This is a genomic window from Acinetobacter sp. YH01009 (assembly GCF_013420765.1).
GTDB lineage: Bacteria > Pseudomonadota > Gammaproteobacteria > Pseudomonadales > Moraxellaceae > Acinetobacter > Acinetobacter amyesii.
Genome location: NZ_VOYE01000009.1, coordinates 123,008 through 138,052, shown reverse-complemented (window position 1 = coordinate 138,052; position 15,045 = coordinate 123,008). Strand labels below are relative to the sequence as shown.

At 42.2% G+C, this 15,045-nt stretch carries 11 protein-coding genes; 5 read left to right on the top strand and 6 right to left on the bottom strand.

The window, feature by feature from the left end:
• Positions 1-9: 9 nt before the first annotated feature.
• Complete coding sequence (locus FTT76_RS10895; protein ID WP_180007960.1) at positions 10-3,372, bottom strand: type VI secretion system Vgr family protein; 3,363 nt, start codon at positions 3,370-3,372, stop codon at positions 10-12.
• A 231-nt stretch (positions 3,373-3,603) separates the two neighbouring features.
• Here FTT76_RS10895 and FTT76_RS10890 point away from each other — a divergent pair, with 231 nt between their 5' ends.
• The 4 genes from FTT76_RS10890 to FTT76_RS10875 all read left to right on the top strand — a co-directional run bounded on the left by FTT76_RS10890 (position 3,604) and on the right by FTT76_RS10875 (position 9,554).
• On the top strand, positions 3,604-4,758 hold the full coding sequence (locus FTT76_RS10890) for a methionine aminotransferase (RefSeq protein ID WP_180007961.1): 1,155 nt from the start codon (positions 3,604-3,606) through the stop codon (positions 4,756-4,758).
• Between the two features lie 147 nt (positions 4,759-4,905).
• A complete protein-coding gene (locus FTT76_RS10885; protein ID WP_180007962.1) occupies positions 4,906-6,273 on the top strand; it encodes an MATE family efflux transporter in 1,368 nt (455 codons plus the stop codon).
• 253 nt (positions 6,274-6,526) lie between these two features.
• Positions 6,527-7,888 (top strand): LLM class flavin-dependent oxidoreductase, encoded by a 1,362-nt coding sequence (locus FTT76_RS10880; protein ID WP_180007963.1) that lies wholly within the window; start codon positions 6,527-6,529, stop codon positions 7,886-7,888.
• Between the two features lie 298 nt (positions 7,889-8,186).
• Entirely contained in the window at positions 8,187-9,554 is a 1,368-nt protein-coding gene (locus FTT76_RS10875) for an LLM class flavin-dependent oxidoreductase (protein ID WP_180007964.1), read from the top strand.
• A 163-nt stretch (positions 9,555-9,717) separates the two neighbouring features.
• Here FTT76_RS10875 and FTT76_RS10870 read toward each other — a convergent pair whose 3' ends face one another.
• Complete coding sequence (locus tag FTT76_RS10870) at positions 9,718-10,542, bottom strand: ABC transporter ATP-binding protein (protein ID WP_078191493.1); 825 nt, start codon at positions 10,540-10,542, stop codon at positions 9,718-9,720.
• 45 nt (positions 10,543-10,587) lie between these two features.
• Positions 10,588-10,803 carry a molybdopterin-binding protein gene (locus FTT76_RS10865; RefSeq protein ID WP_067765474.1) on the bottom strand — a complete coding sequence of 72 codons (216 nt, stop codon included), beginning with the start codon at positions 10,801-10,803 and terminating at the stop codon, positions 10,588-10,590.
• Positions 10,804-11,033: 230 nt separating this feature from the next.
• On the opposite strand from FTT76_RS10865, the gene FTT76_RS10860 reads away from it, so the two are divergent.
• A complete protein-coding gene (locus FTT76_RS10860) occupies positions 11,034-12,128 on the top strand; it encodes a sigma-54-dependent Fis family transcriptional regulator (protein WP_180007965.1) in 1,095 nt (364 codons plus the stop codon).
• 171 nt (positions 12,129-12,299) lie between these two features.
• On the opposite strand, the gene FTT76_RS10855 is transcribed toward FTT76_RS10860, so the two are convergent.
• The 3 genes from FTT76_RS10855 to FTT76_RS10845 are packed head-to-tail and all read right to left on the bottom strand — an operon-like array spanning position 12,300 to position 15,042.
• Positions 12,300-13,130, bottom strand: a complete 831-nt coding sequence (locus FTT76_RS10855) for an ABC transporter permease (RefSeq protein WP_078194039.1) — start codon at positions 13,128-13,130, stop codon at positions 12,300-12,302.
• 20 nt (positions 13,131-13,150) lie between these two features.
• Positions 13,151-13,984, bottom strand: a complete 834-nt coding sequence (locus tag FTT76_RS10850; protein WP_180007966.1) for an ABC transporter ATP-binding protein — start codon at positions 13,982-13,984, stop codon at positions 13,151-13,153.
• Between the two features lie 2 nt (positions 13,985-13,986).
• Positions 13,987-15,042 (bottom strand): ABC transporter substrate-binding protein, encoded by a 1,056-nt coding sequence (locus FTT76_RS10845; protein ID WP_252725830.1) that lies wholly within the window; start codon positions 15,040-15,042, stop codon positions 13,987-13,989.
• Positions 15,043-15,045: the final 3 nt, after the last annotated feature.

Sequence of the window (15,045 nt, the reverse complement as noted above, 5' to 3'; positions counted from 1 at the left end):
AACTCACCCTTAAATTCCAAAACTCTTAAAATCATCTTCTAAATTATTATCGTCATCAATTTCCTCAGCATCGTGATTATGATCATCTTCATGACTGCCACAGCATGCTTCACCTAAATTATCCTGAGAAACATCTTCCTCCATAAGAAATAATTTATCCGAATCAATCTCAGATTTGCCTAACAGTCTTATTTCTACATTGTCAGGATTATCACTAAAGATTCTTTGAGTACGTGCATCTTTGTCAAGCAGGCCTATAAATTCCGTATTTTTATTTTTATTTATAACTTTATATTTAAATCCATCTTCCAATAATTCTTTAGAAATTAGATCTTTAAATTCAAATCTCCGACTAAAAACCCCACTTTCAGGCAGCTTAGGCAATTGTGCATTTACAGTCGCTCCTCCCACAAAACTATGCTGCCCCGCCTTACTCTCAAACTTGCCGCCTGTCGTGGTAAATATTCCGCTGCCATTAATTTTCAGTTGCGAGCCCCCTGCGGTCAGCACGATTTCTTTAGGACTTGTAATTTCAATTTTATCTTCCGTTGAAATGAGCTTAATCACCTTTCGTGCAATTGCTTCAATAGCATCATCTTGGGCTTGTAATTCAACTTTCCCTTTTGCGGCATAAGCACTCAGGCCCTTTTGAGCCGCAAACAAACTGATTTTGTCTTGTGCATGACTGACAATATTCTTTTGAGCACTGAAATTAATCGAACCTTGCGCACTTTCTGCAATATCCTGCGAGGCTTGTAAAACAATATCTTCCGGTGTAGTGAGTGCAATACCATTAGGTGATGCAAGCAACATCAACGCTTGGCGGAATAATTTGCCTTGTTCTTGTTTTGCCGCTGTATTGGATTTTTCTAAACCTTGCGCATAGCCTTCCATAAAGCCTTGTACTTTTTCTAATGCTTTTATGGGTGTCATCGCTGGTGGCAAACCAAAACCACCATTATTCAACAAATCATCAGGGTTAAATTTGATGTCTTCGATCAATTTACCCACATCTTTTAATACTTTTAATGGATCTTCTTTTAGGTTACTTTTCAGACTTGCAACCCGCCCTTGAATCACATCCTTACCATTTTCTTCAATATGATCTATGACAGACTTTAAGTTATCAAAGGCATCTTCGGCATCATTAAAAAATGCTTTAAATTCTTTTACTGTACTTTTGACATCATGTGCGATTGAGCCCATTTCTTTGACAAAACTTTTGCAGTTTTTTAACGCTGCCAATGGGTCTCGACTTAGCTCCTCCTTGAACAAATTTAAAGTCGCTTTGACACCTTCAGTAGTACTTTTGATTTCTAAAGAGTTTATTAACTTCGGCAAACGATTAATCACATTTAATGCATCGGTCTGTTGCTTTACGGCTAAACCGCTCAGCATATTCATGCTCTGATGCCCTTGATTTAAAAGAGACTGAGCTTCAGCAGCAGCAAGATGATCGGCAACTGCTTTATCCTGCGCATAGGTACTAATGAGTAAACCTTTACCTGCACGCATTGCTCCCCAAGCATCCGTTCGCAGCTCAAAACCCTCACCACGGCCATGGCTACTGTCTTGTTCTTTAGGATGGCTGAGATTACCTAAATTCAGCTGTGTCGCTGCATGACTACTTTGTAATTGGGTACTGATCTGCCCCGTCGTGTCATCAAAGCGCAGTTGGTTAAAGCCTGCTCCCGCAACTTCTTGCGAGCGGATACCACTGAGTTTTTTGGTTTCAGGAAGCTGACCTTTGAGGTCAAACATGGTCTGAGATCGTTCAGCTTCATGTATTCGTCCTACTACAAAGGGTCGATCCACATCGCCCTCAAAAAAGTCGATGACCACAATCTCGCCAATACGAGGATGAAAACGTGCGCCATAACCTTCTCCCGCCCATGGGGTCAGTACATCGACCCAAGCCGAGTCACTGTCATTATCATTACTCCCTGCTCCACCATCATGACTGTGGTCATCACTGCGGGTGAACGTAAACCGAACTTTGATACGCCCCCAAGCATCGACATAAATACTTTCACCTTCTGGACCGACCACTTTAGCCCGCTGTGGAAACGCAGGTGGCCGGTGTAATAAAGGATCATATTCAGGCACCACGGAAATTTGCCGACGGACCACATATAGGTCATTGGCCTGCCGTTCATCCCCTAAAGATAGCCAACGGCTCGCCGCAAGTAACTTTTCTAATTGAACCAAAATATCTTTGGGTAAATTATTCTGGTTATAAAATGCTTTGCCCAATATGAGAAATTCACGATCTGTCGTTTGATGTTGATCGATTTCAGGATGATTTTCTAATTCAAACCAATACCCAACTTGTGCATCCCTTACGCTACTGCTGGCGGTAAAATATTTGGCTTGTAATTCCTGATATTGATTGAGTTGCCGATTCAACTGATCCAATTGCTGTGTATTTGAAGTGGTCGCCTGATCTGCACCTTTAAGATCAGCTGTCCAAGCCGAACTTACGGTCCAAGCCTGCTCTAAACTTAAGGTTTCATTGTGCTGTTGCTCACTCTGTGCATGGGCGCTTAAGAGCGGATTACTTTGGTCTTGTGCCAAATGTTGAGCTTGCCAACGCTGCGTTTGAATTGTGGTCGATTGTAAAAAGCGTTCTGCCACAAAACTGGTGATTGTGTCCAAACGTTCCGTGGCATGACTACGATGAAAGCGAATCTTTTTCCGTTCCAAAGCACTATAAGCCTGATTCGTATCAATTAAACGCAGCTGCTGTGCTTGCATCGGTGCAGCCGAAAATGCGACAAATAACTCCGCTTCATCAATTAACCAATTGATCCCTTCACTGCGCCAAAGGCGGGTCAAAAATGCATAATCACTTTCATTCGCCTGCATGGTGAATGGACGCACATCATAGGTACGTGCCAGCCCCTCTAAGTTCAAGCTTAAACTGGCAGCAAACAGCGCACTTTTTTTCTGCCATTCACTAAAAATAATCTCGGTCATCTCCCGTACCGATTTATTCATAAAGACACGGCTGTTACGACGCTTATGCCAGAGTGCTGTGGCATCCTCAATCACCAGCTTATAAACGGTCAATGCACCATCACTTTGACCTTGGCTTGCACCTGTAATCACACCAGTCAGGCGACTGAGTTGTCCCAAATCTGTCACTTGATCGACAGCCACTCGGCCGCCTATAAACTGCTTTAAAGCCAAATGAGCATTGGTCGAGAGACAAATAATTTCCGCACGAAAGCCTTGATTAATACGGTGTTGACCTTCAATCCGTTGAATAAAAACTTCAGAATTTAGATGTTCATTTGAGAAATGAATGTGTAGCGCACGTTTCTGTACGCTAAAGCCAAAGTTTTCCACCATGGCGTGAATATTTTTAAGCATTGTTATTATGTATTTAATTTTTTTTAATGACGGCATTTTAGGAAATGTTTATTTTTTCGTCTACCCTATTTTGCAAATAATTTGTTGAATTCTTCTTTTTGGCTTTTATATCACTTTAGGATTCAAGTGAATAGGAACGTCAATACTGGATCAATTTTGCTGATCTAACTTTTCGCAGCCGCTGAGATGCTGCTACACTCAAAATGCAACCTATTAAAAATTTTAAGCTCCATGATCACAATTGAATCCAAACTGCCTGCACAAGGTGTGACTATTTTTAGCGTCATGAGCGCAATGGCGCAGCGTCTAAATGCACTGAATTTATCTCAAGGTTTTCCTGATTTCCCTGCACCTCCTGCACTGTTAAATGCGCTAAGTGATGCGACGCAACAAGGTTTTAACCAATATGCACCCGGCGATGGACTGATACATTTGCGTGAGCAATTGGTCCAACTGTTTGCCCATCGAGACCAATTAAATATTGACCCTCACACCGAAGTGACCATTACCCCGGGTGCAACCATTGGTATTTTTAGTGCCATTCAAGCCGTGGTTCATGCGGATGATGAAGTGATTATTTTTGATCCGAGCTATGACAGTTATGCGCCCAGTGTAAAATTGGTTGGGGCTCATCCCATTCACATTGCCTTAGAGACGCCACATTTTACTGTGGATTGGAATCGTGTTGCCGCTGCGATTAACGATAAAACCCGGATGATTATTGTCAATACACCGCATAATCCAACAGGTGCTGTTTGGCGGCGTGAGGACTGGCTCAACTTGATCGAACTGATTCGAGATAAAAATATTATTGTGCTGTCGGATGAGGTCTATGAGCATTTAATTTTTGATGGTCGTCAGCATCTATCTGCTTTGTCATTTCCTGAGCTGCGTGAACGTAGTTTTGTCGTGGGTTCATTTGGTAAAACTTTTCACGTCACAGGTTGGAAAACCGGTTATTGCATTGCAGCGCCAGCCTTGATGCAAGTGTTTCGCCAAATCTATCAATTTGCCAATTTCTGCGGTGTTACGCCCGTACAAATGGCACTGGCTAACTTTATGGCAGAACATCCTGAGCATATTGCTGAATTGGCCGATTTTTACCAAGCCAAACGTGACCGTTTCAATGCCGGCTTAAGCCACTCTAGATTTGAGTTGATTCCATCGGCAGGTACCTATTTCCAAAACCTTGATTACAGTGCCATACGCCCAGATTTAAGCGATGTGGAGATGTGTCAGTTGTTGGCAGAGCAACATAAAATCGTAGCGATTCCAGTCTCGGTGTTCTATCAAAAACCGCCTGAAAATTTACGATTATTACGCTTCTGTTTTGCCAAACAAGATGCCACCTTAGATCGAGCTGCAGAGATTCTCTCCGCAGTTTAAAGCAGTATCTGCCCAAACGTTTTTTTAAAACAGACATGTAGGAATAATGAAGCCTTGGTTACTCAAAAACTAAGGCTTTTTTGAATGCAAACATGATAGTGTTATCAGTAACTTAAAATCATAAAAAGCAGCGTCTAGGACCTGAGCATGTCAAAACAACAGTCCCTCGTTACTCAGCAAAATTTATGGAAAACGTTTTTAGTTTTTCTGGTGCCTTTGATCGCCACCAATATTTTGCAGAATTTATCTGGGACCATTAATACCGTTTTTGTCGGTCAGATGCTTGGGGTGCATGCCATTGCAGCGGTTGCGGTATTTTTCCCGATCTTGTTCTGTTTAATGGCTTTTGTGATTGGACTCTCGGCAGGCGCAACCGTGTTGGTAGGTCAAGCTTGGGGCGCACAAAACCTTGAAAAAGTTCGTACTGTGGTGGGTTCCACCCTTTTTATGACCTTGATTGGTGGCAGCATCATTGCCTTTTTAGGGGTGATATTTGCCAAGCCCATTTTATTGGCCTTAGGCACAGCCCCTGACGTGATGCATTTATCTTTGCCTTATGTGCAATGGATGCTTGCGGGTAGTCCACTACTCTTTATTTATATTATTTACACCTCGATTTTGCGTGGGGTCGGTGACAGTACAACACCGCTGATTGCATCGGGTATGACCATTGGTTCAGGGCTGATCATTACACCAGTACTGATTGCAGGAAAATTTGGATTTCCAAGTTTAGGTATTATTGCCCCTGCCATTGCCAGTCATATCGGCTTTTTAATTGCCTTGGTATTTTTATATTTCTACTTAAAAAAGAAAGATCACCCGCTCAAACTCGACTTCGAGTTGATTCGTCATATTCGCCATCAACATGATCTCAGCAAAATTATCTTAAGACTGGGAATTCCAACGGGTATTCAGATGGTCACGACCTCTGTGGCTGGTCTCGTGATTGTCGGTTTAGTTAACCGCCATGGTGCTGATGCCACTGCTGCATATGGCGCGGTCAATCAGGTTTTGAATTATATCCAATTCCCTGCCTTGTCTATCGCGATTGCAGCTTCTATTTTTGCCGCGCAAGCCATCGGTTCGGGTCAATCTGAATTAATTAATCGCGTGAAACGTACGGCCATCGGGATGAATTTCATAATTACTGGTATCTTGGTGGCATTGGGCTATTTATTCTCTAAACATTTAATGGCGCTGTTTATTACAGATCCTGAAGTTGTGGTTCTCGGTCAAGAATTGCTGTTCATTGTGCTTTGGTCGATTTTATTTTTTGGTGCCAGTGCGATTTTTGCTTCCATTATGCGGGCCAGTGGAACGGTGACCGTGCCGATGATTATTAATATTATGGCGATTATTTGCATTGAAGTGCCGTGTGCCTACCTATTTAGTGAATGGTGGGGCTTAAAAGGCATTTGGTATGCCTATGCTTTGGCTTTTGTCAGCTTATGTATTTTACAAGGGCTGTATTACCAACTGGTATGGAGACGAAAAGCCATCAAAGTATTGCTATAAAGTTTGCTAATAGCGTTCAATGCCAATACACGCTTTAAGTTTACATATGGAAAATCTTGTACTGATCCATGCATAAAGTTTGCCGTTAAACTGCTGTTTATTTTTCAACATTTGGTTTTATATCCTGTTGATTTATCTACACCTAGAACCAATTAAAATTAAAAATTGCATATTTTCAAACAATTACGGTTTGGCATAGATTTTGTTCTTATCCCTTTTATCTTTTAAGAATAATTGGGATGAGAAATTTTTTATGTCTAAACGTCAAATAAAGCTTGGGGCTTTTATTCCAACTACCTCACAGCATGTCGCGGGTTGGCGTCATCCTGAATCTCGCCCACAAGATCATCTCAATATTGATTATGCAATTGAACTGGCAAAAACCGCAGAACGTGGTCTATTCGATGCCTACTTTCTTGCCGATGGTCTGTCTGTCCGCTGGAGTTCTGCTGTCGAAGGTGAAAAAGGTTTGGGCGATAAAGGCGTCGGCTTTGAACCCGTCACATTGTTTGCAGCCTTGTCTGCTGTGACGCAAAATATTGGCTTTATTGCCACGGCGTCCACGACTTATGAAGACCCTTATATTTTGGCGCGTAAATTTGCTTCTTTAGATCATATTTCTAAAGGTCGTGCTGCGTGGAATGTAGTAACGACAGCCTCTGCCGATGCCGCAAAAAACTTTAACATTCAGCAGCACCCTGAACCCAAAGAGCGTTACGAACGTGCCGATGAATTTATTGAGGTGACTCAAAAACTTTGGGACTCATGGGAGGATGATACCTTCCATTACAACAAAGAAACTGGGCAATTTTTTGATGCCCGAAAACAACATCAGCCCAATCATCAGGGCCAATACTATCAGGTACTGGGTGCTCTCAACGTCTCTCGCCCACCGCAAGGCTATCCGGTGATTGTTCAAGCTGGGCAATCTGAAGATGGTCGTGAACTAGCCGGTAAATATGCCGAAGTGATTTTTACAGCACAGCAGAACTTAGCAGATGCGCAAGCCTTTTATCGTGATGTCAAAAACCGCTTAGTGAAATATGGCCGCCATGCAGATGATCTCAAAATTATGCCCGGGGTTTCGATTTTTGTTGCCAACACAGAGCAAGAAGCCCAAGAAAAATATGACTTTTTAAATAGTTTAATTCACCCAGAAGTGGGTTTAAGTTTATTGTCTGCTTTGGCAGGTGGCATTAATCTGGCCAAATTTGATCTAGATGCCCCTTTCCCGAAAATAGAAGATGCAGACATTAATTTCTCCAGTCGTCAGCAGATGATGATTGATATTGCCCGGAAGCACAATTTTAGTATTCGTCAGCTCTATCAATATATCGCTTCAGCCCGTGGACATTGGACCTTGATCGGCACGCCGGAACAAGTCGTAGACCAACTGCAGGAATGGTTTGAGAATGACGCTGCCGATGGTTTTAATGTCCTACCGCCAACAACACCTGCGGGGTTAAATGACTTTGTCGATCTCATCGTTCCTGAACTGCAACGTCGTGACCTATATCGAACAGCCTACGAAGGCACGACTTTACGTGAAAATCTCGGTCTAAAACGCCCTGAAAATCAATATGTACTGAAGAATCAACAGGTGCAGGCCTCTTAGTTATTTTTCAATGAGTGATTTTATTAACCCATCTCTAAAATGCCTCATCCGAGGCATTTTTTCTATCTGAGTTAGGCCATCTGCATAAAATCCCTTAATTTTATTATGTGTTTATATATAAACAGATAAGTTCTGCAAGATTTTGGATGATGCATCCACAACAAGCGATTGATTTCTCTGTTGATTTTTAGACATTTAAAATTCAACAATACAATAAATGCATGTTTTATAATAATATTTTAATTGGCATAAACATTGTAATACTCCTAGTGAACAATAACATTTACAGAGTTCATTTATGTCAAAACGTCAAATTCGCTTAGGGGCTTTCGTACCAGGGACTTCACAACATGTGGCAGGCTGGCGCCATCCGCAAGCTCGCCCACAGGATAGTCACAATTTAAAATACTTTATTGAACTGGCAAAGACCGCTGAGCGTGGTTTATTCGACGCCTATTTCCTTGCGGATGTTCCCGTTACCGTCGATCCTGATACAACACCTGATTTGGGGCTGAATGGCACCTTCTCTGCCGGACTCGAACCGGTATCCCTATTTTCTGCACTTGCAGCGGTAACCGAACATATAGGCTTTATTGCCACAGCGTCGACCACCTATGAGGCACCTTATAATTTAGCACGTAAATTTGCCTCTTTAGATCATCTGTCTGAAGGTCGGGCGGCATGGAATGTGGTGACCACTTCTGGCAGTGTGGTTTCAAAAAACTATGGCATCAATGATGCACTGCTCCCCAAAGAACGCTATGAACGTGCAGATGAGTTTATTGAAGTGGCACAAAAGCTTTGGGACTCTTGGGAAGATGATGCCTTTGAATACAATAAACAGACTGGGCAATTTTTTACGGGCGATAAACTGCATCCACCTCGCTTTAAGGGTAAACATCTTGCGGTACATGGTGCATTAAATATTGCTCGTCCACCACAGGGCTATCCCGTGATTGTACAAGCGGGACAGTCTGAAGATGGTCGTGAACTGGCAGCCAAATATGCCGAAGTTATTTTCACCGCACAGCAAAAATTAGAAGATGCTCAAGCCTTTTATCGTGATGTAAAGTCGCGTCTTATCAAATACGGTCGCCATGCCGATGACTTAAAAATCATGCCGGGTGTCTCGATCTTTGTTGCACAAACTGAAGCCAAAGCTCGGGCAAAATACGATGAATTAAATGCTTATATTCATCCGACTTTGGGACTGAACTTACTCAAACAATTGGGTGGTTTTACTGAAGACCTGTCGCAATTTGACCTCGACCAAGCGCTACCAGAACATTTAACACAGGCGCAAAATGGCGCAAGCCGTCAACAACTGATTTTAGAGATTGCGCGTAAAAATAATTTTACCATTCGACAACTTTACCAATGGGTTGCGAGCGCACGTGGGCATTGGACACTGATTGGAACGCCCGAACAAATAGTCGATCAACTACAAGCGTGGTTTGAAAATGAAGCGGCGGATGGTTTCAATATTTTGCCACCAACCACACCTGCGAGCTTAGATGATTTTGTGGATTTGGTTGTCCCTGAACTGCAACGTCGTGGTCTATTCCGCACGGCTTATGAAGGCAAGACCTTACGTGAAAACTTAGGTTTAAAACGACCTGTAAACCAATATGTTTTAGAAAAAAGACATACCTCCCAAGCCTCATAAACCAACGTTTAATAAAACTGAAAAACAAATGCCCCAACAGGGGCATTTTTATGGACTGATATTAATCCAACTTAAGCGATGATCATACTGACCTATATTTGATAAGCCTAAAAAAGCCCTGAATTCAGGGCTTTTAAAAGTTTAGGTGATGGTCAATTCAGACTTACCATGCAAATTTATAATCGGCAAATCGGTGAGATAAAGGTTCAAGCAACTGATCTTTTACTGGATCACTAAAGTCAGTCAAAATGTCATTTTTAATATTGGTCAAACGGACATCTTCGCGTTTACGCGGATGGGCTAAATGAATATCTACAATACGTTTAATTCGTCCCGGATGTGGCTGCATGACCACAACCCGATCACCCAAAAATACCGCCTCTTCGACATCATGAGTGACAATAATCATGGTGATTTTTTCACTTTGCCAGATTCGCTGTAATTCATCCTGTAAATTTTGCCGCGTCAACGCATCGAGTGCGCCAAAGGGCTCATCGAGCAGTAAAATCTGTGGTCGATTCACCAAACTCCGGGCAATCGCCACACGTTGATTCATCCCACCAGACAACTGCGAAGGATAAGCATCTTTAAATTGGGTTAATTTGACCAACTCTAAATGTTCATCAATCAATACATCTTCTTCTGCACGGCTAAACTGACTTTTATGCAAGGCAATCCGTACATTTTCCCGTACCGTCAACCATGGAAACAGGCGATGATCTTGAAACACGATGCCGCGTTCCAAACTCGTGCCCTGTATAGGCTGACCATCAACCAAAATCTGGCCCTGAAACTGACGCTCTAGACCAACCAATAACCGTAATAGTGTGGATTTTCCGCAGCCACTACTCCCCACTATACTGATGAACTCACCCGGCTGAATATTCAGGTTAATGTCCTCAAGTACGGTTAAGTCTTCTTGCTTTTGTGTGGGATAATGTTTCGTTAGCTGCTGAATAGAAACCGAACCAGCTTGTTCTACGCTCATATCATTATTCTCTATTTGTGCTGACAAACTTTGCTGGACTAAACCTTAGAGTTTAGCCAGTGACACTTCCGTCGATTTAATTAACACCACCACCTCTGAACCTACTTTTAAATCTAAATCCTTCACCGAACGCGTCGTGATTACGGACGTAAAAAAGCCCGCTTTGGTTTCCACATCAATTTCTGAAACCACAGGACCCTCTACGATTTCATTAATCACGCCTTTGAATTGGTTTCGCACATTTACTGAAGTAATCGCCATTTTAATTATGCCTTTTGTTATTTAGAGAGCTTTACTATAAAACAGTTCAATCACTTGCTATATCTTGATTTATCCTTTAGTTATCCCGATTTTATTTATCTTAAAATCAGATAAATAATCCACGCATGAATTTATCGGTGAAACTGATATTTAAATATCGAATTATTATTTATCTTTTATTTTTAAATCTTTCATCATGATCTGCATTTTCAACAACTATAAGAAACGATATGTCTATTTTGACCCACCCTGCAGTGCCCTCTGCACTGAAACATAAACGGGCAACAGCGACGGTCTTTGCAGACCCGTTATCGCAAGCGTTGTTGTCTCGAATTGAACAAATTGCACCAAGTGAGGCCAATGCACTCATCATTGGTGATACAGGCACAGGTAAAGAATTGGTTGCACGCCAAATCCACCAATTGAGCCATCGTGCCAGAGGTCCATTTATCGCAGTGAACTGTGGTGCCTTTACCGAATCATTAGTCGAAAGCGAATTATTTGGACATGAAAAAGGAGCCTTTACAGGGGCAATTAATAGCCGTGTCGGTTGGTTTGAAGCAGCCCATAATGGCACCTTATTTTTAGATGAAATTGGTGATCTGTCCTTGCCTATGCAAGTCAAATTACTCCGTGTTTTACAAGAAAGAGAGATCGTTCGAGTCGGCTCACTCAAATCCATTCCAATTAATGTCCGAATCATAGCCGCAACCAATGTCGATTTAGAGCATGCCGTACAGGATGGGCGTTTCAGGGAAGATTTATTCTACCGCTTACATGTGGCGTTGCTACGCATTCCACGTCTCTCAGAGCGTCGTGGTGACATTTTGCCTTTGGTTAAACACTTCATTCAGGTCTATCAAACCAACCCACATGACACACCATTACGCCTCAGCCCATTGGCGCTCAAGAAACTCCATTTACATAGCTGGCCGGGAAATATTCGCGAATTAGAAAATACCATTCAACATGCGATTTTAGTCAGTGAAAAAGGTGTGATTGAACCAGAAGATATTAGTTTTTCGAGTATTCAAAGTGCATCGTCGTTTTCGCGTGCAGAACCTTTTAACTTACAAAATGCCACCTCTGCTGTAGCCAACATCAAAGATATTCAAGATGCTGGACAGTTACTTGAGCAGACCTTTTTACAAATTTTTCAAGCCGCAAATCAACTTAAGCATGACAATATTAATGATCTGATTGAAGAAAAGTTTATCCGAAGTGCGTATCAGCACTGTCAATACAATCAAGTGCATACGGCTCGTTTGCTTGGAGTGACAAGGAACGTGATTCGCACTCGCCTAATTAAATATGGCTTATTATAAATAAGTCATATTTTTATTTACTCCACATTAAAATAATAATCCCAAAAACTGATACATAAATATTCATCTACATTATTCTTTATTCATTGCATTATTTTAAGTATAAAAAATCAGTAATAAAAAACCTCGGTATATCCCGAGGTTTTTATTTATTTTTCCATTTTGTCTAGATTATTCCACGGGGTTTCGTTTCCACGCTGTAAAGTATTTTTCTAGTCCAATCAAGAAGTAGTTGAAGGATAAACCCACGAGGGTAATGACTAATATGCCTACAAACATTTGTGGAATTTCAAAGCTAAATTGCGAATAAATAATCAGATATCCCAGACCTGCTTTGGCACCAAACATTTCTACTGCCACTAAGGCCAAAATCGAAATCGCCCCTGCCAGACGGATACCGACAAAAATCGTGGGTACGGATGCAGGTAGAATCACTTTTCTGAACAATTGATAGGGTTTTAGGCCCATGGTTCGTGCCGATTTAATCAGTAAAGGATCGACCGTTTGTACGCCTGTAATGGTGTTCAATAAAATCGGCCATGTGCATGCATACACCAACAGACTGATTTTTGAGGTTTCACCAATGCCTAAAAATAAGATGAACAGCGGCATTAACGCCAGTGCTGTGGTATTTCGAAACAGTTCTAACAATGGATTTAAGGTTTCAGCCACGAGCTTGTACCAACCGATGATGAGACCCAAAGGAATAGCGATCGCTAGGGCCAAAATGAAACCAATAATGGAACGCTTTATACTGGCCAAGAAATGGATGCCTAATTGACCGCTTTGATATAGCTGCCATGTAGTTTCCAATACCACAGATAACGGCGGTAAAAAAGCCGGATTGACCACACCACTCCGCGGCAGAATCTCCCACAGCAAGAAAAAAGCCACAATGGCAATGGTGCGTTTAAAGACCGTGTTTAACCAAGTGAATTGTAGTCTGGGTTTAATGTCGTTATACGATTGCGTATAACTGATGGCTTGTTTAGTCGATGACATAAATAAATCCTCTGAATATTTTAGTTATGTGCAAGCTGTTTATGTTTTTCGAGGGCTTGCGCTTTAATCACTTCTTCACTGAGCAATGACCAAATTTTATGGCGAATTCGGCCATATTCAGGCAATGAACGGACATCTTCACTGGAGCTGCGCAGGCTTTGAGGAATTTCAATCACGTCCTTAATTCGCCCCGGTCTTGAGGTCATAATCGCCACGCGCTGACTCAGATAAATCGCTTCATCAATACTGTGAGTAATAAAAACGATGGTTTTTTTCGAGCTTTTCCAGATATTGATCAACTCGGCCTGTAAGGTTTCTCTGGTTTGCGCATCCAAGGCAGCAAAGGGCTCATCCATCAATAAAATTTCTGGTTCATAAGCCAAACTTCGGGCAATCGCAACCCGCTGCTTCATCCCACCTGAAAGCTCATTTGGATAATGCTTTTCAAAGCCACTTAAGCCTACAAGCTGCAAATAGTATTCGGCTTTTTCACGGCGTTCTTTTTTTGCTACGCCTTTGGCTTCTAGGCCAAATTCGATATTTTCCAGTGCGGTTAACCATGGATAGAGCGCATATTGCTGAAACACAATGCCACGGTCTAAACCCGGTTGAGTAATCTGCTTGCCACTCAGTAAAATCTGCCCGGCCGACGGTTTGGTTAAACCTGCAATTAAGTCTAATAATGTAGATTTTCCGCAGCCACTTGGCCCTACGATTGAAACAAATTCACCCGGTTGAATATCCAAAGTGACATTTTCTACAGCAACAAATTCAGGCTTATAGTTTTTACTGCCGACATGGTTTTGTGCAGGAAATACCTTACGTACGTGATCTAAATGTAATGCACTGGTCATTGTTATATTCCTTTTGATTTTTGGTCTTTCGCATAGGGATTAAATTCATTGCTATAGATGCGACTGACCTCAATTTGATTCGGTTTTAATTTGTGTTCTTTTTCTAAGGCACTCACCCATGGGGCAAAGTCTTGATCTTTTTGCACGCCACCGACTTCGTGGACACCTGTGCCTGTGTAATATGGAATAAGTGCTGTATTTTCATTGCGTTGACGTTTTTCAATAATGCTTTCCATACGGGCAATGATTTGCTCTTTCGGCGTGTTGTGTAGCCATTCCTGAGCTTTGGCCACGCCACTGACAAAAGTACGAGCCAACTCAGGATGCGCTTGAATAAACTCTCCACGCATCGAAAAACTGCCTGCGGTAAAGGGCCCGTATAAATCAATATCTTTAAAGATGCTACGTACACCACCATGTTTTAAGGCCCGTTTTTCCAAAATGCCTGAGAACACCGCAATATCAATTTGACCATTCCGTAGAGCTTGTTCTGAGCTCACTGGTGGCAACATAATCAGCTCAACTTGTCGGATTTCATCGTCAGTTAAGCCATGACGAGCCAAATAGTCTTTCACCACAAAGTCATAATGTGCCCCGTAGGCATTCACTGCGACTTTCTTGCCAATAAAGTCTCGTGGGCCACGTATAGGACTATTTTCTAGCACGTAGAAACCCACGTTTTGTTCAGCATCACTGCCATAAGATGCGACGACTGGGACCACATCTAGACCCGCGGCAATAACTTTCACCACAGCGCCATTAAAGGCTCCAGCGAAATCAACATCTCCTGCCACCAAGGTGAGTAAATCTTGTGGCCCACCTTGTACTGTGCCGACATAACTGAGTTTAATGTCGCCTAAATAGCCCAAGTCTTGTGCCAACTCAGGCAAAGACACCAGTCCCGGATAGCTTTGATAGCGTAGTTCTTTTAAAGCCATTTGCTGAGGTTCATCCACTTGCTGCGTGCTGCAACCAACCAAGGCTGTGCCACCGACCAAGGCAGCTAAAAATAGGCTACGCCAGAGTTGAGGAATGTTATGGATTGTCATTTTTTTCATTGT